We start from the raw sequence: 25221 nt of genomic DNA, 5'->3' as shown, positions 1-25221 counted from the left end.
GCTGGAGGGTCTATTGTCGCATCCGGCCGATGTGTGGAACCGGTGCGCGTGTTGCGCGGAGGGCTGTTCCAATGCGGCTGGAAATCGACGGCGGCCATGTCCGCCGGTCTCCGCGAGGGCCGTCCGGAACAGGTGCCCGGGACGCGTCGTAGGGCCGGCGCCCGCACCTGGCGGTCTATCGTGGGAGCCATGTCCGCCCCTGAGCTGATCCGCATCGTCTCCCGCGACTCCCCCATGGCCCTGGCCCAGGTCGAGCGCGTGAGGGCTCAACTCGCGGTCCGTAATCCCGGCATCGTCACCGAGGTCGTCCCCGTCAGGACTACGGGTGACAAGTGGATGGGCGATCTCTCGATGGTCGAGGGCAAGGGAGCCTTCACCAAGGAGGTCGACGCCGCCCTGCTCGCCGGGGAGGCGGACCTGGCCGTCCACTGCGTCAAGGACGTCCCGGCCGACCGCCCGCTGCCCGCCGGCACGACGTTCGCCGCGTTCCTCGAGCGGGACGACATCCGCGACGCCCTCGTACACCCGGACGGGCTCACGCTCGACCAGCTCCCGGACGGCGCGCGCGTCGGCACCTCATCGGTCCGCCGGACCGCACAACTCGCGGCTTCCCACCCTCACTTGAATTGCGTTCCGTTCCGCGGCAACGCCAACCGGCGGCTGGCGAAGCTCGCCGCGGGGGAGGCCGACGCCCTGCTCCTGGCCGTCGCGGGCCTCCACCGCATCGGCCGCCCCGACGTGATCAGCGACATCCTCTCTCCGGAGACGATGTGCCCGCCCATCGGCGCGGGCGTCCTCGCCCTGCAGTGCCGCGAGGACGACACGGCGGCCATCGACGCTGTGAGCGCGCTCAACCACCCGGGCACCTACCGGGAGATCACGGCCGAGCGCATGTTCCTCCATGTCCTCCAGGGCCACTGCAACTCGCCGATCGCGGGGTACGCCACGGCCCACCGCAACGGAGATCTCTCGCTGCGCGCCTGCGTGTTCACCCCCGACGGCAAGACGGTCCTCAACGCACACGAATGGGCAGGCCCTCTCGACCCCGCCACCCTCGGCACCTCCGTGGCCGTCGCCCTGCTGCGCCAGGGCGCACGCGAGCTGATCGACACCATCGCCCACTGAACCCCGCGTGCCCGGGCATGGCCCGGCGGACCGCGTCATCCGCCGGGCCGTTCGGCTCAGGTGCCCAGCCGGACCGGCAGGGTCGAGGAACTGTTCGAGAACAGGGACGGCACCGCGACGAGGTCGTCGGGATCAACGGCCAGCGACATGCCCGGATAGCGCTCGAACACCGCCGGGAGAGCGAGCGCCGCCTCCAGCCGGGCCAGCGGCGCGCCGAGGCAGAAGTGCGGACCGTTGCCGAAGGCCAGGTGCTTACGCTGTTTCCTGGTGATGTCGAACCTGTCCGCCTCCTCTCCGTGCTGGTCCTCATCACGTCCCACCGCGCTGAACGGCGCCATGATCGCCTCGCCCTTCGGGATGGGTACCCCGGCGATCTCGACATCCTCCAGGGGGTACCGGAAGGGGAAATTGCCGATCGGGGCATCCCATCGGAGCGTCTCCTCCACCACGCCCGCCCAGATGTCCGCATCGCCCCGCACAGCCAACTCCCGCTGATGGGGGTGGGTCAGCAGCGCCCTTACGGCGTTGGTGATCAGGCTGAGGGTGGTCTCCTGCCCCGCCGAGAGCATGAGCAGCAGGGTGCCGACCAGTTCCTCCTCGCTCAGCGAGTCGGGATCCGCGGCCCGGGCCGCGATCAGTGCGCTGGTGAGGTCGTCGCCCGGCTCGCGCCTGCGGCCAGCGACCACCCTGGCCAGCAGCTGGTACTGCTCGATCTGGCTCGCGGTGACCTCCTCGGGCGCCAGGTCGGAGCGGAAGATGTTGTCCATCAGCTCCTGGAGGCGAGGACGCTCGTCCGCGGGAACACCGAACAGCTCGCAGATGACCTGCATGGGCACGGGATGCGCGAAGTGCCTGCGAAGGTCGACGCTGCCGTCCGTGCCGACGTGCGAGGGCAGCTCGTCCAGAAGCTCGTCCACGATCTGCTGGACACGGGGACGCAGGGCCTCGATCCGGCGCGGAGTGAAGGTCTGCGTGACGAGTTTGCGCAGCCGACGGTGCTCCTGCCCGTCGGAGGTCACCATGTTGGTGACCTTCACCATGCCTATGAGCGGCCAGCCGTCGGTTATCTCATCCCGGATGATGGCGTTCCAGTTGCGCCAGTCCTTGCTGAAGCGCGGATCGGTGATCATCGCGTTGAGCAGGGCGTGGTCCGTCACCGACCACGCCATCACGTCCCCGGGGAGCAGGACCTTCACCACAGGACCGAGTTCACGGAGCCGGGCGGCTTCGCCGTGGTGGTCCGTCCCATGAGGGTCCAGAGTGACGACAGGGATCCGGTCCCGGGCGGCGGAGTTCGTCTGTGACGTCATAAGGGGTCTGCTCCTGTTCTCAGGATCCACCGTTCGGCAGTCCTGTCGGATGCGGCAGTTCACCGGCCGGCCCCGTCGGGGACACGGGCCGGAATGCGGGCGGCGGAGAACTCCGCGGGCAGTGCTACCGGCACCCTGGTCCAGGGGGAGGGGCGCCAGGCCAGCTCCTCGGCCGGCACGGCGAGCCTCATGTCCGGCAGCAGGTTCAGGGCGGTCTGCACCGCCGTACGGGTGATCAGCCGTGCGGGCACCTGGGCGGGACACACGTGTGGGCCGGAGGAGAACGCCAGATGCGAGCGGTTGCCCCATGCGTCCTCCGAACCGTCCGGCCTGACCGCGGGATCGTCGTTGGCCGCGGCGTGCCCCAGGATGAGGCAATCGCCCCGCCGGATGAACCGGCCGCCGAGCTCGGTGTCGTGGAGCGCGTACCGGGCCGGCATGTTGTTCATCGGCGGGTCGCGCCACAGTGCTTCGTCCAGAGCGTCGTCCACCCCGAGCCGTCCGCCGTGCAGCCGCGCGGCGAAACGCGGATCCGTGAGCATCAGACGCAGCGTCGCCGAGATCCACGCCGTGACGGTCTCGTTCCCGGCGGAGATCATCACCACGATCGACTGGAGACGCTCCGCCTCGTTGTCGAGATTCGGGTGATTGATGAAGACCGTCGTCATGTCGTCGGCCGGATTCCGACGTCGCTCACGAACCGTGTCGAGAAGGATCTGCTCGAAGTCGCGATTGCCGGCCTGGGAGTTGTCCGCGCTGCCGAACAGGGCGATGAGCGCGTCCAGCAGTTCCCGGCCCTCCGTGCTGTCGAGGCCGAACAGTGAGGCGAGAGACAGCATCGGGACGATCGTCGCGTACTCGTTGACGAGATCGGCGCTGCCCCGCTGGGAGAACGCCGCGATCAGTTCCGTGCACAGCGCCTCGACCTCACGGCGTACCCTGCGCTGGTCCATCAGCGCGATGCCGTCGTCCAGAGGCTTGCGCAGACGCCGGTGCTCAGGACCGTCGGCACCGATGACATTGGCGCGCCAGCCCATCATCGGGATCAGTCCCGAGTGCGGCGAGACGACACCCTCGTTCAGATCACGCCAGTTGCGTGCGTCCCGCGAGTAGATCTGCTCCTGCCGGGTGATGGTCAGCAGCTCCCGGTAACCCATCACCAGCCAGGCGGAGACGCCCGGTTCGAGCTCGACCTTCGCCACGTTGCCCCACTGCTCCCGGAGTTCCCGGTAGACGGCCCGAGGATCGGGTGAACCGACCACGGAGGGCAGCGACAGAAGCCCGCTGCCGTGCGGTACGTGTGCCGGGCACCCCGGCGGCGGCGCACTCATGAGACAGCCTCCGTGCGCCGCGCCGCACCGATGCCCGACACGTGCTCCACCAGGGTGATCAAGGAGTCGACCGACGAGACCCGCTCGCGGGCGTCGCAGAGGACGATCGGTGTCTCCGGAAGCAGATCCAGCGCACCTCGCAGCTCATCCTCGGAGTACCGCTCACTGTCCGGGAACTGATTGATCGCCACCGCGAAGGGCAGCCCCCGGATCTCCAACTGCTCCAGCACGTCGAAGCTGTCCTCCAGCCGGCGGGTGTCGATCAGCACGAGCACACCGAGCGCGCCCTCTGCCAGCCCTTCCCACAGGTCCCAGAAACGGCGCTGGCCGGGCGTGCCGAACAGGTACATGACCAGTCTCGAACTGAGCGTGACACGGCCGAAGTCCATGGCCACGGTCGTCGTCGTCTTCTCGTCGAGACCGGCCAACTCGTCGACCCCCACGCTCGCCTCCGTCATCACCTCCTCGGTCCGCAGCGGTTCGATCTCGCTGACGGACCCGACGAGCGTCGTCTTGCCGACGCCGAACGCGCCGACGACGAGGATCTTGACGGCCTGCTGCACCGTGTCGGGCAGATAGCGGTCAGCGGAGCCGACGGAGACCATCCAGTACCTCCTGTAGCAGTTGCTTGTCGGGCAGCGCGGCCCGTGGGACACCCGAGCGTGCGGACAGATGCCCGCTGTCCACCAGGTCGGACGCCAGAACCTTCACCAGGCTGACCGGCAGCCCGAGGTGCGCGGCAGCCTCGACCAGGGAGAGCAGCTGCTCACACATCCGCACGAGAGCGGTCTCCTCCCTGGTCGCGGAGAGCGGGAGCGCTCGCGCGGGCTTTACCGCGACGAGCAGCGTCTCCACCCCGATCGTGTTGCGCGAAGGCCTGGAGCGCCCCTTCGTGATCACATACGGCCTTAACGCGCCCTCCGAGAAGACCTCGCCCGGCCCGCTCACTCGGAGCCCTGGCGCGGCGGACTGGTGAGGTTGCGTGCTCCGATCTTCATCACCTGGGCCTGCATCTGCCGTGCCACCAGCTTCGGGTCGACCACAGGGCCCGTCACGACGGCGAGATGCGCGCCGTTCGCACTGCGCATGAACAGGAAACCGCCGTTGAACTCCACCATCTGCTGGAGCACCGCACCCCCGTCCTCGCCGAACTCCCGCCCCAGACCCCGGCCCAGTGACTGGATCCCCGAGCAGGTCGCCGACAGACGGTCGGCGGAGTCGCGGTCCATGCCCTCCGAGCCGGCCAGCAGCAGACCGTCCGAGCTGAAGACGATGGCCTGCCGCACGCCGGGCACTGCAGCGACCTCGGAGATCATCCATCCGCGCTGCTCCGGGTTCTCCACGTAATTCATGCTCACTTCTGTCCTTCCGAGGAATCGGTGGATTCGGAGGGGTCGTACGGGGGGTCGTACGAGGCGGGGTCCGGGGGAACGGATCCCGTTGAGGGCGATGCGGTCCTGCTTCCCTCGAAGAACTGCTCCATCCAGTCACCGGCGTCCTCCGGTGAACCGGGCGGGGTGACAGCGGTCGGTGCCTCCTCCACCGCGGGGACGTGCCCCCGGCGGGACCTGCGCTGGGGGAGCCGGCGTGGGACGGCGGGACCCTCCGCGTCCGGCGGGGACGGCTCGGGGCCGCCCGCAGGCTCCGTCGGCTCCGTGGGAGCGGTGGCCACGGGTGTGTCCGCCGGTGCCTGGGGGAAGGCATCGGCCGGTGCCGGCGCCCGTGGGGGAGTGGGGACCGTCCGCCCGGCCGTCACTCCCGCAGGCGCGAGCGTCTTCAGCAGCTCCAGCGGCACCAGGATCACCGCCCGGACACCCCCGTACGGCGAAGGGCCCAGATCGACGCCGAGACCGTGACGGTGGGCGAAGCGGCCGACGACCGCGAATCCCGTCTGCGGAATCTCGCCGACGTCGCCGACGCCCAGCAGGCGACGGCCCGAGACGATGTCACGCGCCTCGGCCAGCCGGTACTCGTCCAGGCCCAGGCCGCCGTCGTCCACCTCGATGACCGCTCCGCGCTGCACCGTACGGACCGTGACGGGCACGCTCGTCCTGGGCGGTGAGTACTCGGTCGCGTTGGCGAGCAGTTCCGCGATCAGGTGGATCAGCGGTTCGACCACCGAGGCGGTGATCCCGACATCCGGGTCGCCGGTGACCTCCACACGCCTGAACGAGACGATCCGGCCCGAAGCCGCCCGCACCACATCGACGAGCGCCAGCGGCTTCTGCCATTGCTGGCCGGGCCACTCCCCGCACAGCACCTTGAGGCTCTGGGCGTGCCGGGCCTGCTGGGTCGCCGCATGGTCCACCTGCATGGTGGCCTCGAGGAGATCCGGATCGGACGGGTGGCGTTCCGCCACGCCCGACACCGTCGCCTGGATGCGGTGCGCCGAGGTCTGGACCCGGCTCGCCAGCTCGACCAGCGCGATGCGCTGCGACTCCTCACGGTTCTCGACGACCTCGGACACATCCGCGAGCAGCCGGTCGTACCACTTGGCGAGTTCCAGGGCCAGTGGCTCCCCGGTCTCCGGGGACTCGGGAATCTCGCTCCGGCCGAGCGCCGCAGGTACCCGCTCGGCCACGAGGAACTCCGCTTCCTGTAACGCCGCTTCGGCCTGCGTGCGCACGTACGCGTGCCAGTCCGCATCGCGGCGCGCTGCGTCCGCCTCCCGTTCACGTATCTCGGCGTGCAGGCGGGCGGCCTCGGCGGCGGAGGCCAGGTGCTGTTTCCGCAGGGGAAGGAGGACGGCGAACGCGAGCAGGGACGCCGCGGAGAAGGCCACGGTCGCGCCTGCGCCGAGACCGGAGACAGGCACGACCGCCGTCGCGAGCGCGACGAAGACGACGACGAGCGCCACGGCCCAGAGGCTGCTGCTCCTACGGGGTACGACAGGGGACGTGGGGGGACGAGCCATGGAGGACCTTCGGGTCGGTGACAATTCGGTGCCCGGCGGATGTGGGGCGTCGGACATCGGGCGACGTGCGGTGGGGGAGGACCGGGCGAGCGCCGACGCGGGGCCGCGCGGGCCCGGACGGTCCGCAGGCGTCGGCCCGGTTCGACTTCGTGCACATGAGAGGGACCACTCCTGCACCAGAGGTTGTGCACAGATCGTATCTCCACAGCGGCTAAGCGGAAGCGTGGAGGGGTACTAACTTCGCCTGTCTGCACCGCACTTGAAAACGGCCCGCCACAGGTCACCCCATATGGGGAACGGGTTGGACGCGTAGGGAGGGGGCTGAGGCGCGAGGAAGGGGAACGGGCGGGTCGTGCCCGTCCGTACCGGTTCCTCCCCCAGCCTCCGACCTGCGACGCCGCCCGAGCGCCCTGACGGCGTCGGCGGGCGGGGCTCCAGGTCCCGATTCCCGCGGCCGACGACACTCGATTGCACGCCGGATGTGCCTGCCCGGCTGCCGAGCGGCCGCGGAGCGCGGATCCTTGAACCAGTGCCGCCCCGGGTGCGCCGCGCCCGTCGTACTGGAGGAGACCCCATGGCCCGCTTCGAGGCGACGGTCGACATCGACCGTCCTGTCACCGAGGTATTCGCCTTCCTGGCGGATGGCGAGAACGACAGGAAGTTCAGCCCACGTGTCCAGAACATCGCGAAGTCCCCGGCCGGCCCGACGGCGGTGGGCACGGTGTTCCGCAGCACCGTGAAGGACGCCGGGATGACGACCCGGCGTGAATTCAGGATCAGTGAACTCGCCGCCCCGACACGGATCCGCTGGAACGAACTGTCGTCCAACCTCGTGACGGCCCGGGAAGGGGGCTACGACCTCGAGCCCCTGGCAGATGATCGAACGAGAGTGCGGATTTTTAATGATCTGGAGGGCCACCGTCTGGGCAAGCTCCTCGTCGGGCCGGCCGTCGCCGCCGCACGCAAGGACGCCCCGGCCTTCGGGCAACGGATCAAGGCCGCGGTGGAGGCCTCCTGACCGCGGGCCTGGCGGAGGGGCGAGAGGGCCGCTCCCCCCGCATCGTCCGCGTAGGGTCTTGACCATGGTGCACGTACTGAGCAGCAGGGTATTGCTGAGGCCCGGTGACCCGGAGGCCTCCCGTGACTTCTACGGACGGACGCTCGCGCTGCCCGTCTACCGGGAGTTCGGCACCGGACCGGACCGTGGAACGGTGTACTTCCTCGGTGGGGGCTTCCTCGAGGTGTCGGGCCGTTCGGAGACACCCCCGACCGAGTCGCTGAGGCTCTGGATGCAGGTCGCGGACTGTGCGGCGGCACATGAGGAGGTGGCGGCCCGCGGGGCGGTCGTCCTGCGCCCGCCTCTCCAGGAACCCTGGGGTCTGATCGAGATGTGGATCGCCGACCCGGACGGCCACCGCATCGTGCTGACCGAGGTACCCGCCGACCACCCCCTCCGCTACCGCCCCTGACCGCCGTGAGATGTCCTCAGGCGAAGGCGGTGAGCGCGACACGGGCCGCCTGTGCGACGAGCGCGTCCTGCGGCTCGGCTCCGCGGGCGTCTCCACGGGTCAGCACGGCGAGGACGATCGGCGCGGACTCCGGCGGCCAGAGGACGGCGATGTCGTTACGGGTGCCGTAGCCGCCCGTGCCGGTCTTGTCGCCCACCACCCAGCCGTCCGGGGCGCCGGCGCGGATGAGTGCGTCGCCGGTGGTGTTCCGCTTGAGCCAGTCGGTCAGCACCGCCCGCTTGTCACTGTCCAGAGTGCCGCCGAGCACGTAGGCCCGCAGATCGGCGGCAAGGGCGCGAGGTGTGCTGGTGTCACGGGGATCGCCGGGCGCGGCTTCGCTGAGATCGGGTTCGTAGCGGTCGCACCGGGTGGTGCGGTCGCCGAGAGCGACGAGGGCGTCCTGCAGCCCCCGGGGACCACCGAGCTCGTGGAAGAGAAGATTGGCCGCGGCGTTGTCGCTGTAGCGGATGGCCGCGTCGCACAGTTCGCGCAGGGTCAGCCCCGTGTCCACGTGCCGCTCCGTGACCGGGGAGTTGGCGACGAGATCATCAGGGCCGTACCGCACGCGCCGTTCGAGCCGCTGGAGCGTGTACTTGTCCAGCAACGCGCCCGCGAGCAGCGCCTTGCAGGTCGAGGCGTAGGCGAAACGGTCGTCCGGACGGTGCGTGACGGACAGCCCGCTCCCGGTGTCGACCGCGTACACACCCACCCGAGTGTCGAATTTCCGCTCCAGTTCCTGGAACGCGGGCTCCGTCCGGCGTGCCGCCCCTTCGGACCGTGAGGGCGCTGTCCCGGAGGGCGCCGGTGGGGCGGCGGCCGGCGGGCTCGTGTCGCACCCGGCGAGCGGAAGGGCTACGAGGCCGGCCAGAGCGGAGAGCGCGGCACGGCGGGGGAGGGAGGTGGGCACGAGAGCGGCGACTTCCTGACTCCGAGGGGGCTGCCGCGCAACCGTCCGCGGATCGCCCCGGATGGCAAGGGCGTTCGGGGCGCAGGGTCGCGGCCGACAGTGTTCTGGCGCTCCAGAGTAGGGCGGGCGCTTCCGTTCACCACCGATATGCCGCCCGTGTCGTCGTTCGACGCGACCAGATCAGCAGGCGGGGCGCGGCGTGCGAGCCTTGGGGGCTGAAGCGTATGCGCGTGATCCCGTCCTCGCCGGAGGGTCCGGAGCCGGACTTGTCGACGACGTAGGCGGTGCTGTCGTCGGTGACCCTGACGTGATTGGGGTACACGTCGGTGGTCACGCTCTCCACGGCCGTCCCCGCACGCGGGTCGACCCCCGACAGGCTTCCGGTCAGTCGGTTGGCGACCAGGACGCGGCCCGTGCACGGGTTGACGGCCACGGACTTCGCGCCCTCGCCAGTCGCCACCGATTCGGCGATGCTGCCGACTATGTCGGCCAGCTCTCGACCGTCTCGGCTCATCTCGTACTGCCGGCAGCGGAGCAGCAGCAGGTGTTCGACCGGATCATGCGGGTTCTGCCGGAGGCGGTCGAGGTCGCCGCTGACATCACCGTCCATCTCGCGCGCCGACGGCAGGAGCCGTAATACCTCGCGGGCCCCCGCGTCCGCCTTCTCGCGGGCCGACAGGGCGACCGGGCAGGCACTCGGCCGAGGGTCATGTGGGGCATGATGAGGTCATGCGGACGCGACCTGTGCTCATCTATGACGGAGACTGCGCTTTCTGTACCTCCTCCGTGATCTTCGCTGAACGGCATGTCCGGCCCAGTTGTGAGATCACTCCCTGGCAGTTCGCGGAGATGGAATCCCTAGGGTTCGCCCAAGAGCGGGCAGAGCACGAACTGTTGTGGATCACACCCCCCGGAACGATCTACGGTGGCGCGCAGGCCGTAGCCAAGATGCTGCTGAGCGCGGGAAGCGGCTGGGCTCTGCTGGGGGCGCTGCTGACCGTGCCTCCCGTCCGCTGGATCGCTCACGGTGTCTACCGGCTTGTCGCGAACAATCGCGAGCGGATGCCGGGCGGGACGCCGGCCTGCGCCCTCCCCGCGGACCGCCGGCCGCGCAACGGGACATCCACGTCGGACTCCGTGCGCTGAGCGCCGGACGACTCCTGCCGGAGCTGTCCCGAGTGCGCGTTGACGCTCACTCCGCGCCCGCGGAGGGCTATCCGTCGACGCGCCTGTCCGACGTCCGGCCTGCCGTCCGGCGGCGGGTACCTGCCGCCGGACGGACAGGGCATGGCGCCGGCCGCGCGGGCCGGTCCGCCGCTCGGCCGGTTCAGAGCTGGAATTCCGCCGGGGACAGTCCCAACGCCGCGCAGGCCTCTCGGAGAATCATGTGCTCGGCATGCGAGAAGTCGCCGTCGGAGCCGGCGATGACGATGCCCGTCTGGAGCACAGCCCTTGCCTCGGTCGGCTTCTTGGAGGTCTTCACGATCTCCTGCATGGCGTCGGTCCTGCCCTGCTGGAAGTTGAGCGTGAGCTGGTCCACATGCTTGTTGAAGCGCTGGCGCAACTGCTCCGGAGGGAAGTTCTGCAGGACGTCGTTGCCGAGGATCATCGACTCCACGTGCTGACGCTCCGCAGGATCCACACGCCCGTCAGCGGCCGCGACGAGTGCGCACATCGCCATACTCGCGTCGCGGTAGGCGCCGCTCTTGAGGTCCGTCTTGAGGGAAGCGAGCTGCGACTTCAGCGTGCTGACCAACTGGGCGCGCGAACCACCACCGGATCCCTGTCCGCCGCTTCGTCCGGCCGCGGACCCGCGCGCTCCTTGGGACTGCTGCAGATTCTTGGCCTGATCCTTGAGTCGGTCCCACACTGCCATCGAGGTCACCTCGGTCTTCATCTGAGTTGTCGGTCACGAGCCCGTGCGCTCACCCGGTCAAACGGCCGGGTACGGGTAAAGGTTCCGCAAAAAGGCAGATCGGTCCGGGTGCGGCGCCCCGACGTGATCGACGTGCTCGACCGTCAGCCCGCTGCGGGCGCGAAGGGACCGTCGAGGGCCGCCCATTGCAGCAGCATGATGGTCTTCCCGTCGGTGATGCGTCCGTCGCGGATCATGGCGAGGGCCTCGGTGAAGGGCAGTTCGAGGACCTCGATGTCCTCGCCCTCGTCCTCGAGGCCGCCGCCCGCCCCGGTCCGGTCCGCAGAGGTGTAGGGGGCGGCGAAGAAGTGGAGGCGCTCGGTCACGGAACCAGGGCTCATGTAGGCGTCGAAGACGTGGGTGAGGGGGCCCAGGTCGACGCCGAGTTCTTCCGCGCTCTCGCGTCGGACGGCGGCGCGCGGGTCGTCCGCGTCGAGCAGCCCGGCGGCCGCTTCGACGAGCATGCCGTCGGGATGGTCGTTGACGTAGGCCGGGTACCGGAACTGACGGGTGAGCAGGACGCGCCCGCGGCCGGTGTCGTAGGGCAGGACGACGGCGCCGTCGCCGCGGTCGTAGGTCTCGCGCTGCTGGGTGTCCCAGTGCCCGTCACGGCGGCGGTAGTCGAAGGTGGTGCGCCGCAGGACGTGCCAGCCGCGCGAGGTGAGCTCGACGTCGCGGACCACGACGTCGGGGTTGCGGTCCAGGCCGCGACCGGCCTGGTCGAGGCCTGTGCGGCCGCGATGGTCGGGGGAGTCGATGCCGGGGCGGCCTGTCACGCGGTCTCCTTCAGGGTGCGAAGTGAGTTCGGTTTGTCGTTCATGTGCGCTACCGTACATGCAGAAACGTGCAAGAACAGGAGAGAGTGCGCATGCTGGCTGCTGAACGGCGCGACCACCTGCTCGGTCTGCTCGCCCGCGAGGGCAAGATCGTCGCCAAGGACGTGGCCGCCGGACTGGGGATCTCCGAGGACAGCGTCCGGCGCGATCTGCGCGATCTCGCCGCAGAGGGGCAGTGCCAGCGGGTCTACGGCGGTGCGCTGCCCGTCTCGCCCGCAGTGGTCGGCTACGCCGCCCGGCAGGCCGTCGCCCCGGACGGCAAACGGAAGGTGGCCTCGGTGGCTGCCGGGCTGGTGCGACCCGGCGGCGCGGTGATCCTCGACGGTGGAACCACCGCCCTCGCCGTCGCCCGCGCGCTCCCGCCGGACCTCGCCTGCACCGTGATCACCCACAGCCCGACGATCGTCGCGGCCCTGCTCGACCACCCGGAGGCCGAGCTTTTCCTGCTGGGGGGCCGCATCTTCAAGCACTCGGCGGTCGCCTGCGGTGCCGCCGCGGTCGAGGCGGCGCAGAACGTCTCCGCCGACCTCTGCCTGCTCGGTGTCACCGGCGTCCACCCCGAGACGGGACTGACCACCGAGGACGCCGAGGAGGCGGCGATGAAGCGTGCCCTGTCGGAGAGGGCCGCGGACACCTACATCCTCGCCTCCTCCGAGAAGATCGGTACGGCTTCGCGGTTCCGCGTACTCCCCTGGGAGAAGGTCACCGGGCTGATCACAGACGCGGATCCCCGCGACGCGGCCGTCGAGCGGCTCACGGCGCTCGGTGTGGAGGTCATCGCGGCCGGCTGACACCCTCCCTTCATCCGTTCGGTACCTCTCCGTGGATGCAGTGCAACCATCCGTACCGTTCGAGGGTCACATCAAGTGGGAGCAAAACGCTCTCAGGGACGCAAGGGGGAAATATGAGAATCGTTCGCAATGTCGCGGCTATCGGGGCGGTCACCGCGCTGGCGGTGGGCAGCACGGTCGCGCTGAGCACGACGGCCTCCGCCGCACCGAACGTCACGCCGCAGGGCGTCTGCGGCAAGGCCTACAAGACCGTGAACTCCGTGCCGGTCGGCTCGCTGGGCACCGTCTACCTGACGTACAACTCCTCCAACGGCCAGAACTGTGTCGCGACCATCCGCGCCAACCCGGGGACCGTCAAGGCCATGTCCGCGTACATCTACGTCCCCGCGACCGACGAGTGGGCCGGGGACGACGGCAACTTCACGTCGTACGCGGGACCGGGCTACGTGTACGGCAAGGGCTACTGCGTGAGCTGGGGCGGGAGCATCGCCAACGTGTACGTGTCGGTGGAGAACTCCAACTGCGCCGCACGCAAGGAGCAGCGGGTCACCGAGATCCGCTGACCCGGCCTCGGTGAAGACGGGGCGTCGGTCGGCGCCCCGAGCGGTGGCGGGCCCGGCAGAGGACCATCTGCCGGGCCCGCCGGCGTATGTGGCGGCCGGTCCTTCTCAGGCTCAGTTGAACCGGGTCGAGGCCTCGGTGGCGGAGTCGCGGAACCGGTGACGTCGTGGGGGCGTGTGCTCAAGGTGCCGCTGCCTGTGTATTGAGTAGTATTCCGGGCGAAAAGGGGTGGGTCTCGGGCAGGTGCCGGGGCGCAAGCAGAACGAGTGGACCGAGGTGACCGTGGCGGCCGAGAGTGTTCAGTACCCGAGTTCGCTCGTCCCGGTCGGGCATGTAGAGCCCGTGCCGCGGCGTATCCGGGGGACGATCGGCGGTCGCGTCGCTTTCGACACCCGGCGTGCACTGTACGTGTGGGAATGGTCCGCCTACCCCCAATTCAGCATCCCGACAGCCGACTTGGTCGATGCCGTGCTCACCGACGACGACCACGTGGAACAGTTGGGTGCCGGGCCCGCGCGGCGCCACACGCTGCAGGTCGGGTCCGAGGTCCGCGAGGGTGCGGCATGGGCGTGGGACCACGGCGCCCCGGCACGTCTGCAGGGCACCGTCCGCTTCGAGTGGGAGGCGCTGGACTCCTGGTTCGAGGAGGACGAGCCGGTCTTCGTCCACCCGAGGAGCCCCTACTCCCGGGTGGACGCGCTGAGTTCGTCCAGCAGTGTCCGCGTGGAGCTGGACGGCGTCGTGCTGGCGGAAGCCCCCCACTGCGTCAAGCTGTTCGAGACCGGCCTGCCGACCCGCTACTACCTTGACCGTACGCACGTCGACTGGACCCGGTTGCGTCGCTCCGACAAGGTGACCCGCTGCCCGTACAAGGGCACGACGAGCGGCTACTGGTCGTTCGCCGGTGGCGTCACCGCCCACTCGGACATCGCCTGGGTGTACGACTTCCCGACGATCCACGTCAATCGCATCGCGGGACTGATCGCGTTCTACAACGAGCGCGTCGATCTGTCCGTCGACGGGACACCGCTGCCGCGGCCCTCGGCCCCGGCCAAGTAGAGCAACGGGCTGACGAGTGCCTGACGCAGGTCACCCCGTCGGGTGGCGCGCTGCCCGGGAACCGGGGGAGCGGTCAGAGCCCGGTGACCTTGGCGCTCGCAGACAACTCGTAGGCCAGGGTGACCGTGCGCCGGCCGCCGGGCGGGAGAGCGACGTCCCAGCGGACGATGCCTTCGGCGTCGACCGCGTCGGGCTCAGGGGAGCACGATTCCTTCCGCAGACGTACCTCCACGGCCGAGACTTCGGAGACCGGGATCCGCTCCCGCAGGGTCACCACCCGGTCCTCCTCCTCGCCGGGGGCGGAGAAGCGGGACAGGTGCAGTCGGATCGTACGGGTGATGACGGTCCGCTGGGTGATTCCGGCGGTGTCCCGTGACTCCTCGGCATGCCGGACCGCGCGGTGGTCGTCGCAGCTGCCGAAGGCGAGCTCGACCGGGGCGCCGGGGGCGGCGAAGTCCAGCGTGCCGCGCCCGGCGAACCCACTGCTGCGGACCAGATCCACGGGACCGGCGAGCAGCGCGTGACCGGCCAGGTTGTCGAACCGTACGACCCGGGTGACCAGGGGAGACAGCTCGGGTGAGCAGGCGTACTCACTGCGCGCTTCCGTGGTGAAGGCGGACAGCGGCACACGGTGCGCGCGGCCGTCACCGGGCACGGAGACCTGGGCGGGGGACCGCAGGACCCGTGCCTCGCCGCCGTCGTCCACGCCCGGCAGTCCGACGACCGGGGCCGGGCCGAGGGTCCCGATCTCCTCCTCACGCAGCTCGACACCGACCGTGCGGCGCTCCGCGGCGGAGCGGTCCGTGAGCGTCAGCCGGTCCTCGTCGAGGCGCGGCGGTTCGGTGGCGAGCGCGGAGCGGGCCGTCGACAACGTCAGCCGTACGTCGGACCAGTCCTCTCCGGTGCGCTGCCAGACCATCGCGTCGGTCTCCAGCGTCAGGGAGTCACCGTCGAGTACCGCCCGGTAGGCGGGCCGCCACAGCGCACACGAGGTGAGGTGACTCAGCCGCAGTCCGACCGGTCCGGCGACCGCGGCCTCCACGGTCAGTTCGATGTGGCCGACGAGTTCGGCGGGCTCCTCCTCGGACAGGTGCATGGCTCGCTCGGTCTGCCCGAGCTCGTCGGCGAGGGCGGTCAGCCGCGTCTCCACGGTGCGCAGCTCCTCGCCGCACGAGGCGCGTTCGCCGTCGACCCGGTCCAGTTCAGCCGCCCAGCGGGACCTGTCCGTCTCCCCTGAGCCGGCACCCTCGCCGATCTCCCGCAGCAGATCGGCGGCGAGACGGCCGAGCAGGTCCCGGCGTGCGTGCAGCCGGTCGCGCCGCTGTTCCAGGGTGAGTCGTTCGTCTTCGAGGGCGTGCAGCCGTCGGCGCAGGGCGGAGTCGTCGGCGTCGTGCGGCAGGGGCCCGCGCGGCATCCAACTGCGCATGATCCGGACGTCGAGAACGGTCGCCGGGTGATCGGAGGACAGTTCGGCATGGAGCGTCCGGTCGACGGCCGGCGCACCGACCGGGCCGAGTCGCAGCCGCTGGACCCCTGCCTCCAGGTCGAGCACGACGGCACGCTCGACGTGAGCGCGATCCTCCAGGCAGGTCACAGCGGTGACGGGAAGGGCGATGAGCTTCGGAGTCGTCGTCATGGCGTGTGTCAGCTCCTGCGGTTGCCGCCGACGAGGGCCTTGCCGGCCGGCATGCGGATCTCGTAGCCGCCGTCGAGGACGGCGGTGCCACCGGCAGGCAGTTCCACCCGCCAGACGCGGGTGCCCGGGGCATGGCGATCGGGTCCCGGGCCTTCCTGGGGCGTCGTCCAGTCGGCCCGCTCCTCGATCCGGACGTCCGGCTCGGAGGTGACGGGCACCCGCTCGCGGACCTCCAGGGTGACGGGCCCGGGGAGGCGGTTGGCCAGCTCCACGTGGACGCGGTGGTCGAGCACGGTGGTGCTGTTGCGCAGACCCGAGGTGGACTCGTGCAGGTTGGTACGGCGGGTGACCTGGATACCCTCGGCGGGCCCGAGCCCGACCCTGCGTACACCTCCGGGGGCGAGCGTGGGGAGGGCGGCGGTCAGCAGGAAGTCGTCGTCGACCGTGACTTCCACCGGGCCGGCGAGGAGGGCCTGGTCCGAGGCGTTGGAGAGGACCAGGGTCGCGTACACCGTCTGTTCCACGGACGGTACGCAGAGGTACTCGGTGTGCATGCCGACGGCGATCTCGCCGACCGTGACGGTGTGCCAGCTGCCGTCCGACGGAATGTCGGCTCGCGCGGCGGTGTCGAAGCGGTGGTCGAAGGAACCCGCCGACTCCCGGGGCCGCACCGCGTGACCGGGCAGCGGCAGCGCGGCCACGGACTCGGCCCTTCGACGGTACTCGGCCGCCACCGGGTCGAAGGGATTCTCGGGGAACAGCTTCCCCCTGCGGCCTTCCTGGGCGTCGGGTCCGTACAGGACGAGCGCGGCGTAGTCGAGCTCGACGCCACTCGGCCGCGGAGGACCGGCCGCCGGGGGCGGAGGCGGCGGAGATCCGCCAGGGGCCGCGGGCGCCTTGGCGGCGGGGGCCGCAGAGGGGCCCCCGGCGGAACTCCGCCCGCCCGTACGTGCCCGGAGCGGTGGCGCGGGGGCGGGCACCTGGCCGGCGAAGAGCTCGGTCGCGGCGCCGCCCACGTCGCTCGGCGCCGAAAACGCCGGAGGAGGCCCGCCGTAGCCCTGGGGCGCAGGCGGCGGTGGAAGGGGCCGGGACGGGACGGCCACGGGCGGGGCGGACGAGGCCGGGTGAGGAAGTGCGGCGTCGTACCCGGCGAACAGATCGTTGAGACCCGCCGGGGGCTCGCGCCAGCCGGAAGGCGCGGAGGCGGGCTGACTACGTCCGATCCGGATCGAGCGGAGCCTCGGGAGGTCGGTCCCGCGCCGCAGATCGGCCGTCGCCAGGCCGACGGACACGCCGGTCCAGTCCTCGCCGGTGCGCTGGGTCACCGAGGCACGCAGCACCAGGCGGCCGCTGCGCCCGCCCTGACGGTAGGTGAGCCGGTAGGCCGGGGCCCAGACAGCGCCCGGCACCCCGTACTCGAGCTCGAGCTCCACCTCCGCGCCGGGGTCGTCGGCGCCGGAGACGTCGACGAGCAGCACGGCGGAGACCGTGGTGTCCACGTGCGCCGACGGCGCGTCGGTGGAGGCTCGGGCGAGCCTGTCCACGGCGATCCCGAGCTCGTGCCCGGCCTGCCGCAGCGCCTCCTCCAACTCGACGAGGCGGGCGTGCAGGCCCGTCAGCCGCTCGTCCACGAAGCCGGCGAGCTCCAGCCACGCGTCGACCGGGGTGCGACGATGACCGTCCTCACGTCTGCGGGCCGGCGGGACCGGACGCAGAGCCCCGACCTCCTCGATGAGGCTCAGCTGGTGGTCCCGGCGGCCCTGCGCTGCCGTGTACTCCTCGCGAAGCCGGTCGACGCTGCCCCGCAGGCCGTCGGATACGGGCGTGCCGAGCGGCTCGGCCTCGACCTCCACCCGGGCCTCGCTGACACGGGCCCCGCCCGCCCCCTGAACGCGGGCGCGCAGTGAACCCGGATCGAGCGAGCGGGGCAGCCCTGTCACCCGCACCCTGCCGCCCGGCGGCACGACGCCCCGGGCCAGACGGCGGCAGACCGCCCCTTGCTCGTACACCACCACGGAGTCGAGGACCGACCCCCACCTCTGCACTGCCTCGACCGTCATGTGTTCCGCCCCCCGTCGGTACCGAGCCGAGTGTACGCCGGGGCTACCGCGCGCATCCGCGTCGGACGGCCCGTCGCCCCACGCGACTTCGCCCCGGGCGGGCAGCCGGCGGAGAGCTCAGCCGAGCCGCCCCACCCTGAACGTGGTCGTGTACGTGCGTTCCTCTCCGGGAGCCAGGAACGTCATGGAAGTTCGTACCTTCGCCGAACACCTCGCCCACCTGGCGCGAGCCGAGCCCCCGGTCAGCGAGGTCCTGGTGGCCACCATGTCCTGCCAGCGGCGCTCGGACGCCGCGAGGAGTGTGCTGTCGCCGGCCTCGGCCGCGACGTCGACGATCCCGGCCTCCAGGTAGAGCCCGTGCACGGCGTGGCCGGTGACGGCCGGCGTACGGCGCAGGCGCCCGAGGCCGAGCGGGCCATGGCGGCCCTCGCGACGACCCGCGTCGCGCAGGGCGGGACGGTCCTGCTCGACGCGGGCTCCACCGTCGCCGCACTCGCCCGCGCACTCCACGGCGCGAGGGACGATCTGACCGTCGTGACGCCCAGCTTGTCGGCGGTGCTCGAACTCGCGGGAGCCGAAGGCGTGCACGGTCACCTGCCTGGGCGGTCACTACCGTCCGCTCAGCCACGCCTTCGTCGGGCCGCTCACCGAGGCCGCCCTGGAGCGCATGACGTTCGATGCGGCGTTCCTCGGAACCGACGGTGTCTCGCCGTAGCCCGGCATCCGGGAGGCCGGCGTTGGAGCAGATCAGGCGCAAGGAACGCACGGCCCGCCGTTCGCGCCGGGTGTACGTTCTCGCAGACGGGGCGAAGCCGGGCACGGCCCCCTTCCACGCCTGGGTCCCCTGGCAGCCGGGCTGGACCCTGGTGACCGACGCCTCGGCGGGCCCGGACCAGGTGGACGCCCTGCGCAACCCGCGGCGCCGAAGTCCTGCTCGCTGAACCGGCGGTGAGCTGACGGGCCCGCCGGGCGCGCCGCCCCGGGCCGCTCCGTTCAGGATCCGGATCGTTCTCCGCCGCCGAGGGCCCAGGCCTCGATGTCCCGGTAGTGGATCGGCCCACGGCTGCGGCCGGCGTTGCTGCCGACCAGATGCAGACGCTCGGCAGTCCATGGGCTGCCGGTGAAGCCGGCGAGCCCCTCGGCGATCTCTGCCGCCGAGGTCCGGTCTCCTCGGCGGGCACGTGCCAATGTCAGATGGGGGCGCAGAGGCCGGTCCTCGAAAGCGACACCGGAGCCCTTCACCGCCGTACGCACATCGGCGGCGAGCATCTGCAGTTCGTCGAGCCCTCCGTCGATTCCGCTCCACAGCACCCGGTCGTCGAAGGTGCCGCTGCCGCGCAGGGCCAGCCGGGGCGGCCGGCGGTCCACTGCCAGAAGGGCGAGCGGCCGGCGCAGGAGCGGAACGGTCTCGACCGGAAGCTCCCCGAGGAAGGCCAGGGTGATGTGCCAGTCCTCGATGCGGTTCCATCGCATGTGAGGGTGCGTGCCGTACGCGAGGCGCAGCTCCCGGGCCAGCTCCTCCTTCGCGTGGTCGGGCGGGGCGAGGGCGATGAACACGCGTACGGTCGCGGGCTGGGTCTGTTCGTTCACACAGGTCTTCGTACAGCATCCGGTCGGCCGGGATCCGCACCGGGGCGAGAGTACCGATCCGGCCGGTCAGTTCGGGTTGTCACCGTGGGTGAGCGTCTCCCAGGCCACGAAGAGGTTGTTGCTGCCGGCCGGGCGGTTCCGCTCGGTCAGCCGCTGGGTGTTGGTCATGGCGGTGCCGAGGCGGTTGTGCAGCGCGTTGTAGCCGACCTCGGTGACGGGGCCGAGGCCCGGATGCAGCGATCCGCCGCACAGCCAGGCCGGCGCAGGCTCGCCGAGCTCGTACGTGGACTGGAAGCCGAGCGCCTGCCGCAGCCGCTCTCCGACGTCCGTGCCGTAGAGGTCCTGGCCCTGGATCCTGCTGGTCTCGGCGATGTGGGCGATGGCGGAGATGCCGTACCCCGCGTGCGTGAAGTCGCGGCACGTCTCCTGGGTGAGCCCGGTGACGAAGGTGGACTGACCCTGCCAGTACTTGACGATCTTCGCGGTGGTGTCGAGGTTCTGGCTGGGTACGGTCCTGGGCACGGCGCCGTCGGAGGCGAGGTAGACGTACGCGGCCGTACGCGTCCGGAATTTCGCCATGGCCTTGTCGTAGGACGTCTTGTCGTCGAGGAACACCGATATGCCGACCGCGGCCTCCATCATCGACAGCTCCCAGTTGCCGTTGGAATTGGAACCGTTGATGACCTGGGGCAGGTAGACGTCGCGCAGCATGGTCGCGAAGCGCCCGGAGTTCGACCACGTCCCGGTGTATGTGTACTTGATGATCTCGGCCGCCTTCGGCCAGGAGGAGCCGGCCCAGCCGGTCTGCAGCGGGGCGTTGCTGTTGGTGTGACTCTTGATCACGGCCGACCAGGCGTCCATCAGCTCGATCGACTTCTTCGCGTACCGCCCGTCGCGCGTGATGTACCAGGCGAGGGCGTTGGTGTAGGCGGCAATCGCGTCCTCACGCTCGTCCGTGCAGCCGTAGTTGGGGTTCGAGTAGGAACCGCACTCGACGGTCGCCCGGGGCTTGGCGGTGCGGCTCGGGTCGGCGTACTTGCTCGCCATCATCTGGTCGAACGCGCCCTTCCAGGGCTGGGCCCCGGCGTCGACCTTGCCGCGGGCGAAGTCCAGCTGGCCTTTGGAGACGGTGACGCCGGGGTGCGTGAAGGCGGCGGGCGCGGCCTCGGCAGGGTGGGCGCCGGGCAGGGAGAGGAAGCCGGCGGTCAGAGCGGCGGTCGCGACGGCCGCGCTGAGCATGAGCGCCGGACGCCGAACGTAGCGGTGGAACGCGGAAATGTCAGGCATGTGGGGGGCCATCCGTTCGTTTATGTGAACGATGCACTGGATGTTGAACACTCGCGCTGATCGGTGACCATAGGTACAGACCAGAAACCCGTCAAGACCCTGCCGCGGAACAACTGCTCAACCACCGTTCATGGATGAGAACTTGACCGAGCGGTGACCCGGGGAGGCCGTGCGTCGTTGAGCCGCTGATCGATATCGCACGGCGAACGGGGAGTACCGATGGTGACGGCTCGGCAGAAGTGCTCCCGGGCGGGCGTCGCGCTCCGGTGCGGTGCCGCGACGTTCGTTCTCGTCCTGACCGGCTGCGGAGGCGGCCATGGGCGCGGCGAAAGCGACGCGAAACCGCCCGCGGACAGGACCACGACGGCCACGTCCGCCGCACCGGTGCCCAGGACCGCGCACTCTCTCCCGCCGAGCGGCACGGCTGACGGGGCGATCGAGGCCGAGGTGCTGGACGTGTACGGCCTGATGTGGGCGGAGCAGATCAAGGCGTACCGGGCTGGTTCGGCCGACGGGACGGACCTGAAGCGGTACACGGCGCCCGACGTGTGGGCCGCGTTCGAGGCGGATCTGGTCCGCATGAACAAGGAGCGCACGGTGATGCGTGGCGACCTGGGACACGAGCCGGAGGCCACCGTGCTCGCCGGCGCGCAGCCGCCCGCGGCGACGGTGAAGGACTGCGTGGACGGGACGAACTGGCAGACCCTCGACACGACGACCGGCTGGCGGATTCCGTCGCCTCCCGGTCAGCCGGCCAGGCACGTGGTCACGGCGAGGTTGGAGCGGGCGAACGGGGAGCGGTGGACGGTCACCGAGTACACCCCGCGCACGACCCGCCCGTGCCGGGGCCTGTCCGACCATTGATCACCGAGCCCGCGTGCCCCGGGGCGCAATGGCCTTGCCATTCCGCGATCGTCCGGTGATTCTGGGCCGGTGCCAGGTCAGAGGAAGAGGAAGCATCGGCAGGAGGCTGCGAGGCAGCGGCTTACTGCTCGCACCGCCCCGGACATGGGGCGATGGGAAGTGCTGCTCGAGACCCGGGACGAGGCAGAGTTCCGTGACTGCCTGCGCCGTCTCCGGGAGGCAGGGATCGACGAGTCGCTGATCCGCATCGACACGCTGTGCGGACGTCTGGCTCAGCCGACCACCTATCGGCTGAGCCGGTTCGTGGCGGGGCCCGACGGCCGGACCGCCTGACCCGGGCGCCGTGGGGGCGGACAGAGCCCAGGGGGAGTCCTCAGCCGCGTACGGCCTTCGACTCGGCGCGGTCGGCCACCGGCACGTCCAGGGGGCGGGCGAGCCCCACCACACCCTCGTCGAGACGCTGCAGGTGACGCAGCACGCGGAAGGTCACCGTCCCCGACGGCTGGGTGCCGGACCCGTCGTCCCGCAGCGTCGAGGCGATGGTGGCACCGGACTCGACCTCACCCTTGGCACCCTCGTCCTCGACGTGGGCGCCGAGCACCTCGATGTTGTGGGCGATCCGCTGCCCCGCCCGGTGGAGCCGCGGATCGGCCGCGACGGTCTTGCTGTGCGGCACGAGCTCCGCGGTCGCCGCCAGCGAACGGGCGTGATACGCACACGTCTCCAGGAGCGCCACCAGATAGCGGACGGTCTGGCGGCGGCCCCGCAGCGGAGTGATCGGGTAGGTCAACGGGTTGGTGGAATCGCGCAGTTCGTCCAGCGCCGTGTCCAGGCTGCGCGCCTTGCCGAGCAGGTCGGACGCAGGCCCACCGCTGAGCTGCTCGACCGCCGCGGACGCGACGTCACCCAGCCGTTCCAGGACGGTTCCCAGCAGTTCGTCGGTACGGCGGTCGGTGCGCACCGGCAGCACGAGGACAGCGGCGATGACGCCGCACGCCGCGCCGATAGCGGTCTCCTCGATGCGCAGCACCAACACGTCGAAGCTGTACGAGTTCAGCAAGGTGTACAGCAGGCCCAGCATGGCTGTGACGAAGAAGGACATGACCGCGTACGACAGAGGGGCCGTGAAGAACATCGCGAAGATGAAGACGAGGACCAGCGCGAACGAGACCCACGTGTGGTCACCGACGAGCCCCGCCAGCGCGACACCCGCGACCGCGCCCAGCAGGGTGCCCAGGAGCCGCCGGTAGCCCTTGACCAGGATCTCACCGGTGGAAGCGGTGTTGAGGAAGACCACCCAGCAGGTGAGAACGGCCCAGTACCAACGCTGGGAGGAGAGGAACTCACCGCCGACCATGGCCAGCACCGAGCCCACCGACACCTGGAAGGCCGCCCTCGTGGTGGGACGCCGCAACCCGGCCCGCTCCTCGTCCCCCGGCGTCTCGGAGGAGGCCAGCGCGATGTCCTCCGCGTCGAATTCCTCACGCGAACGGGTCGTGGCCGGAGAGTCGTCCGACTCGTCCTGGGGCCCGTCCAGCGCGAGTCGCAGCCCGAGGACGGACCGGGCGGCCTCGCCGATGCCCCGGAACGCGTCCTGGATGCCCGACGGCGCGGACGGAAGTTTTTCCTCGTCGCGGTAGCCGAGCAGCCTGTTACGGATGTGGGCCACCGCCGTGCCGCCATCGCGCGCCGCCGGGCGGCTCACCAGGAGGTGCAGCGCCTTGAGGTCCCGGCGCAGGGCGATGGTCGCGTCGTCCTCAGCCGGCCTCCAGTCCCCGGTGAGTGGCACGGGCGCGTGCGGCAGGTGCAGGGTGAGGGTGTCGGCACTCTCGACGCTGCGGGCGTTCAACAGCAGCATCCCCAGCCGTTCCGTGGCGATCTCGGCGTCCGCGACCCGGCGTTGCAGCAGCGCCGCCTTGTCCGCGTCCGAGGTGCCCTCCTCCAGGCGCCCCTGGATCATCAGAGCGGTTTCATGCAGCCGCGCGGTGCGCCGCCGCATGTCGTCGAGCACCTTCTCCAGCTGCTCGGGACCGGCGTCGAGGAGCTCGATCTGCACGGAGACGAGCTGGGCCAGTCGCGTCCGGAAGGCGTCGCGCAGCCGTGCCAGGACACGTTGGGGCGTTTCCGGAACGACGCCGAACCGCACCACCGCGCTGCAGCCGAATCCGACGGCCAGAGCCAGACAGAGCTCCGGCAGGGCAGCCGTCGAGGCACCGACGAACAGCGAGAGGAAGTAGATCTGGAAGCCGATGAGGCCAAGTGCCGTACCGCGCTCGCCGAACCGGCGGCAGTAGACGGCACCGAAGATGAGGGCGATGAAGAACAGGTCGCCCGCGACGACCTGCGAAGTCAACAGGGCGCCCAGCGACATCGCGACGAGCGAGACCGGCAGACCGAGGGCGAGCGTGACCGCCTGGTCGCGCACCAGCTTGTCCTTGACGGCGAAGGTGGCGGTCATGGCCGTCATCGCACCGGCGACCATGTGGTTGACGCCGGTGCCCAGCAGGGCCAGAACCACCAGCGTGAGGGCGATCGCCGAGACGGTCCGCACCCCCGCCGTGAGCCTCAGCAGCCCCGGATCGGACGCCGCGAACCGATCCCACAACCTGGCCCCGCCCCGCCGCACTGCCCTCACCCTGCGCTTTCTCCGCTACCCGCCCTGGTTCCACGTGCCCTTCAGCATTGCACGGCAGGGAACCCGAGGACGAACGGTCGCCCCGGTCCTGAGACGCGGTGCACACTGCCGAAGTCTCACCGAGGCCGGGCTCGCGGGCCGTCGGCACGAACCGCCCGGTGACCTCGTCGGGTGACCCGGCCCAGGGAATTCCGCGAGCCGCGAGAGCCCTACGGCACGCGGCGGCCGTACTCTCGACCCGTTACCGAGGAGGACTGCTGATGCGCAGCGTGACCTATTCGATGGGCGTCTCACTCGACGGCTACATCGTCGGCCCGGACGGCAACTTCGACTGGACGGAACCCGACGAGGAGGTCTTTCGCTTCTGGATCGACGACATCCGAGAGGTCGGCGTCCACCTGATGGGGCGACGGCTGTACGAGACGATGCTGTACTGGGAGACCGCCGACAAGGACCCGTCGCTCGACGACTCGATGCTCGAATGGGCCGCCCTCTGGAAGCCGCTCCCCAAGGTGGTGTTCTCCACCACGCTGTCGGCGGTGCAGGGCAATGCCCGCCTCGCCTCCGGCGGCCTGGCGCAGGAGATCGAAAGGTTGCGGGCCGAGCCGGGAGAGGGAGACATCGCGATCGGCGGCGCGACCCTGGCCGCCGAGGCGGTCACGTCGGGTCTGGTCGACGAGTACCGGGCCGTGGTCCACCCGGTGCTGGTCGGCGGTGGCATCCCGTTCTTTCCCCGGCGCGAGCAACGGGTGGACCTCGAGCTCGTGGAGACCCGCACCTTCAGCTCGAAGTTCGTCTACCTCCGCTACCGCGCAGCGCGTCAGCCGGCTCGTCCGCATAGCTCCGGGACGCCCTGAGAAGCACGACCACGCCTGCCCATCCGCGCAGCCTT

General features: G+C 70.6%; 28 protein-coding genes and 1 pseudogene. 14 read left to right on the top strand and 15 right to left on the bottom strand.

The window, feature by feature from the left end:
• Nucleotides 1-189: 189 nt before the first annotated feature.
• On the top strand, nt 190-1125 hold the full coding sequence (hemC, locus tag ACIBCU_RS21630; protein ID WP_362934495.1) for a hydroxymethylbilane synthase: 936 nt from the start codon (nt 190-192) through the stop codon (nt 1123-1125).
• 56 nt (nt 1126-1181) lie between these two features.
• On the opposite strand, the gene ACIBCU_RS21625 is transcribed toward hemC, so the two are convergent.
• Genes ACIBCU_RS21625 through ACIBCU_RS21600 form a run of 6 tightly spaced genes read right to left on the bottom strand, consistent with a single transcriptional unit; the run spans nt 1182 to nt 6680 of the window.
• Nucleotides 1182-2435 (bottom strand): cytochrome P450, encoded by a 1254-nt coding sequence (locus ACIBCU_RS21625; protein ID WP_362934492.1) that lies wholly within the window; start codon nt 2433-2435, stop codon nt 1182-1184.
• Nucleotides 2436-2494: 59 nt separating this feature from the next.
• The gene (locus ACIBCU_RS21620) at nt 2495-3766 is read right to left on the bottom strand and encodes a cytochrome P450 (RefSeq protein WP_362934489.1); all 1272 of its coding nucleotides are present in this window, start codon (nt 3764-3766) and stop codon (nt 2495-2497) included.
• Entirely contained in the window at nt 3763-4371 is a 609-nt protein-coding gene (locus ACIBCU_RS21615; protein ID WP_362934486.1) for an ATP/GTP-binding protein, read from the bottom strand. The genes ACIBCU_RS21620 and ACIBCU_RS21615 overlap by 4 nt, the downstream gene beginning before the upstream one ends.
• Entirely contained in the window at nt 4349-4714 is a 366-nt protein-coding gene (locus tag ACIBCU_RS21610; RefSeq protein ID WP_362934483.1) for a DUF742 domain-containing protein, read from the bottom strand. Before ACIBCU_RS21610 ends, ACIBCU_RS21615 begins: the two co-directional genes overlap by 23 nt.
• Nucleotides 4711-5118: a roadblock/LC7 domain-containing protein gene (locus tag ACIBCU_RS21605; RefSeq protein ID WP_399233195.1), complete on the bottom strand. Its 408-nt coding sequence runs from the start codon at nt 5116-5118 to the stop codon at nt 4711-4713. The genes ACIBCU_RS21610 and ACIBCU_RS21605 overlap by 4 nt, the downstream gene beginning before the upstream one ends.
• Before the next feature lie 2 nt (nt 5119-5120).
• Nucleotides 5121-6680 (bottom strand): ATP-binding protein, encoded by a 1560-nt coding sequence (locus ACIBCU_RS21600; protein WP_399233193.1) that lies wholly within the window; start codon nt 6678-6680, stop codon nt 5121-5123.
• Nucleotides 6681-7254: 574 nt separating this feature from the next.
• On the opposite strand from ACIBCU_RS21600, the gene ACIBCU_RS21595 reads away from it, so the two are divergent.
• Nucleotides 7255-7698, top strand: a complete 444-nt coding sequence (locus tag ACIBCU_RS21595) for an SRPBCC family protein (protein WP_399233191.1) — start codon at nt 7255-7257, stop codon at nt 7696-7698.
• 64 nt (nt 7699-7762) lie between these two features.
• Nucleotides 7763-8149, top strand: a complete 387-nt coding sequence (locus ACIBCU_RS21590) for a VOC family protein (protein ID WP_362934474.1) — start codon at nt 7763-7765, stop codon at nt 8147-8149.
• A 16-nt stretch (nt 8150-8165) separates the two neighbouring features.
• On the opposite strand, the gene bla is transcribed toward ACIBCU_RS21590, so the two are convergent.
• Nucleotides 8166-9095, bottom strand: a complete 930-nt coding sequence (bla, locus tag ACIBCU_RS21585) for a class A beta-lactamase (RefSeq protein ID WP_399233189.1) — start codon at nt 9093-9095, stop codon at nt 8166-8168.
• 136 nt (nt 9096-9231) lie between these two features.
• Nucleotides 9232-9705: a YncE family protein gene (locus ACIBCU_RS21580; RefSeq protein ID WP_399233187.1), complete on the bottom strand. Its 474-nt coding sequence runs from the start codon at nt 9703-9705 to the stop codon at nt 9232-9234.
• Between the two features lie 119 nt (nt 9706-9824).
• Between ACIBCU_RS21580 and ACIBCU_RS21575 the strand changes: the two genes are divergently transcribed.
• Nucleotides 9825-10241 carry a DUF393 domain-containing protein gene (locus ACIBCU_RS21575; protein ID WP_362934465.1) on the top strand — a complete coding sequence of 139 codons (417 nt, stop codon included), beginning with the start codon at nt 9825-9827 and terminating at the stop codon, nt 10239-10241.
• A gap of 181 nt (nt 10242-10422) precedes the next feature.
• Here the strand turns inward: ACIBCU_RS21575 and ACIBCU_RS21570 are convergent, their stop codons facing one another.
• Together ACIBCU_RS21570 and ACIBCU_RS21565 are read right to left on the bottom strand one after the other, a co-directional pair.
• Nucleotides 10423-10971, bottom strand: a complete 549-nt coding sequence (locus ACIBCU_RS21570; RefSeq protein ID WP_399233184.1) for a tellurite resistance TerB family protein — start codon at nt 10969-10971, stop codon at nt 10423-10425.
• 143 nt (nt 10972-11114) lie between these two features.
• Complete coding sequence (locus tag ACIBCU_RS21565; protein WP_362934459.1) at nt 11115-11786, bottom strand: NUDIX domain-containing protein; 672 nt, start codon at nt 11784-11786, stop codon at nt 11115-11117.
• A 92-nt stretch (nt 11787-11878) separates the two neighbouring features.
• Here ACIBCU_RS21565 and ACIBCU_RS21560 point away from each other — a divergent pair, with 92 nt between their 5' ends.
• The 3 genes from ACIBCU_RS21560 (at nt 11879) to ACIBCU_RS21550 (ending at nt 14257) form a co-directional block, all read left to right on the top strand.
• Nucleotides 11879-12637 carry a DeoR/GlpR family DNA-binding transcription regulator gene (locus ACIBCU_RS21560; RefSeq protein ID WP_399233181.1) on the top strand — a complete coding sequence of 253 codons (759 nt, stop codon included), beginning with the start codon at nt 11879-11881 and terminating at the stop codon, nt 12635-12637.
• A 113-nt stretch (nt 12638-12750) separates the two neighbouring features.
• Nucleotides 12751-13200, top strand: coding sequence for a spore-associated protein (locus ACIBCU_RS21555; RefSeq protein WP_362934453.1), 450 nt, complete (start codon nt 12751-12753; stop codon nt 13198-13200).
• Between the two features lie 280 nt (nt 13201-13480).
• Nucleotides 13481-14257, top strand: coding sequence for a DUF427 domain-containing protein (locus tag ACIBCU_RS21550; RefSeq protein WP_399233890.1), 777 nt, complete (start codon nt 13481-13483; stop codon nt 14255-14257).
• Between the two features lie 73 nt (nt 14258-14330).
• Here the strand turns inward: ACIBCU_RS21550 and ACIBCU_RS21545 are convergent, their stop codons facing one another.
• Together ACIBCU_RS21545 and ACIBCU_RS21540 are read right to left on the bottom strand one after the other, a co-directional pair.
• Nucleotides 14331-15893 (bottom strand): mucoidy inhibitor MuiA family protein, encoded by a 1563-nt coding sequence (locus ACIBCU_RS21545; protein ID WP_399233179.1) that lies wholly within the window; start codon nt 15891-15893, stop codon nt 14331-14333.
• Between the two features lie 8 nt (nt 15894-15901).
• Entirely contained in the window at nt 15902-17953 is a 2052-nt protein-coding gene (locus tag ACIBCU_RS21540) for a DUF4139 domain-containing protein (RefSeq protein WP_399233177.1), read from the bottom strand.
• A 184-nt stretch (nt 17954-18137) separates the two neighbouring features.
• On the opposite strand from ACIBCU_RS21540, the gene ACIBCU_RS21535 reads away from it, so the two are divergent.
• The 4 genes and pseudogenes from ACIBCU_RS21535 (at nt 18138) to ACIBCU_RS21520 (ending at nt 18894) form a co-directional block, all read left to right on the top strand.
• A complete protein-coding gene (locus tag ACIBCU_RS21535) occupies nt 18138-18305 on the top strand; it encodes a hypothetical protein (RefSeq protein ID WP_399233175.1) in 168 nt (55 codons plus the stop codon).
• 65 nt (nt 18306-18370) lie between these two features.
• Nucleotides 18371-18496 (top strand): annotated as a pseudogene (locus ACIBCU_RS21530) (DeoR/GlpR transcriptional regulator); the annotation flags it as partial.
• A gap of 55 nt (nt 18497-18551) precedes the next feature.
• The gene (locus tag ACIBCU_RS21525; RefSeq protein WP_399233887.1) at nt 18552-18668 is read left to right on the top strand and encodes a hypothetical protein; all 117 of its coding nucleotides are present in this window, start codon (nt 18552-18554) and stop codon (nt 18666-18668) included.
• A 22-nt stretch (nt 18669-18690) separates the two neighbouring features.
• On the top strand, nt 18691-18894 hold the full coding sequence (locus ACIBCU_RS21520) for a hypothetical protein (RefSeq protein WP_399233938.1): 204 nt from the start codon (nt 18691-18693) through the stop codon (nt 18892-18894).
• Between the two features lie 52 nt (nt 18895-18946).
• Here ACIBCU_RS21520 and thpR read toward each other — a convergent pair whose 3' ends face one another.
• Together thpR and ACIBCU_RS21510 are read right to left on the bottom strand one after the other, a co-directional pair.
• Nucleotides 18947-19543: an RNA 2',3'-cyclic phosphodiesterase gene (gene thpR, locus ACIBCU_RS21515; protein WP_399233173.1), complete on the bottom strand. Its 597-nt coding sequence runs from the start codon at nt 19541-19543 to the stop codon at nt 18947-18949.
• A gap of 66 nt (nt 19544-19609) precedes the next feature.
• Complete coding sequence (locus tag ACIBCU_RS21510) at nt 19610-20830, bottom strand: alginate lyase family protein (RefSeq protein ID WP_362934435.1); 1221 nt, start codon at nt 20828-20830, stop codon at nt 19610-19612.
• A gap of 219 nt (nt 20831-21049) precedes the next feature.
• Here ACIBCU_RS21510 and ACIBCU_RS21505 point away from each other — a divergent pair, with 219 nt between their 5' ends.
• Nucleotides 21050-21694, top strand: coding sequence for a secreted protein/lipoprotein (locus ACIBCU_RS21505; RefSeq protein ID WP_399233171.1), 645 nt, complete (start codon nt 21050-21052; stop codon nt 21692-21694).
• 144 nt (nt 21695-21838) lie between these two features.
• Entirely contained in the window at nt 21839-22027 is a 189-nt protein-coding gene (locus tag ACIBCU_RS21500) for a hypothetical protein (RefSeq protein WP_399233169.1), read from the top strand.
• Between the two features lie 40 nt (nt 22028-22067).
• On the opposite strand, the gene ACIBCU_RS21495 is transcribed toward ACIBCU_RS21500, so the two are convergent.
• On the bottom strand, nt 22068-24329 hold the full coding sequence (locus tag ACIBCU_RS21495) for an FUSC family protein (RefSeq protein ID WP_399233167.1): 2262 nt from the start codon (nt 24327-24329) through the stop codon (nt 22068-22070).
• A 260-nt stretch (nt 24330-24589) separates the two neighbouring features.
• On the opposite strand from ACIBCU_RS21495, the gene ACIBCU_RS21490 reads away from it, so the two are divergent.
• Nucleotides 24590-25186, top strand: a complete 597-nt coding sequence (locus ACIBCU_RS21490) for a dihydrofolate reductase family protein (RefSeq protein WP_362934425.1) — start codon at nt 24590-24592, stop codon at nt 25184-25186.
• Nucleotides 25187-25221 lie beyond the last annotated feature (35 nt).

This window comes from Streptomyces sp. NPDC051064, from assembly GCF_044455985.1.
Lineage (GTDB): Bacteria > Actinomycetota > Actinomycetes > Streptomycetales > Streptomycetaceae > Streptomyces.
Note: the sequence above shows the minus strand (reverse complement) of the source record. Positions and strands in the feature narration are given on the sequence as shown.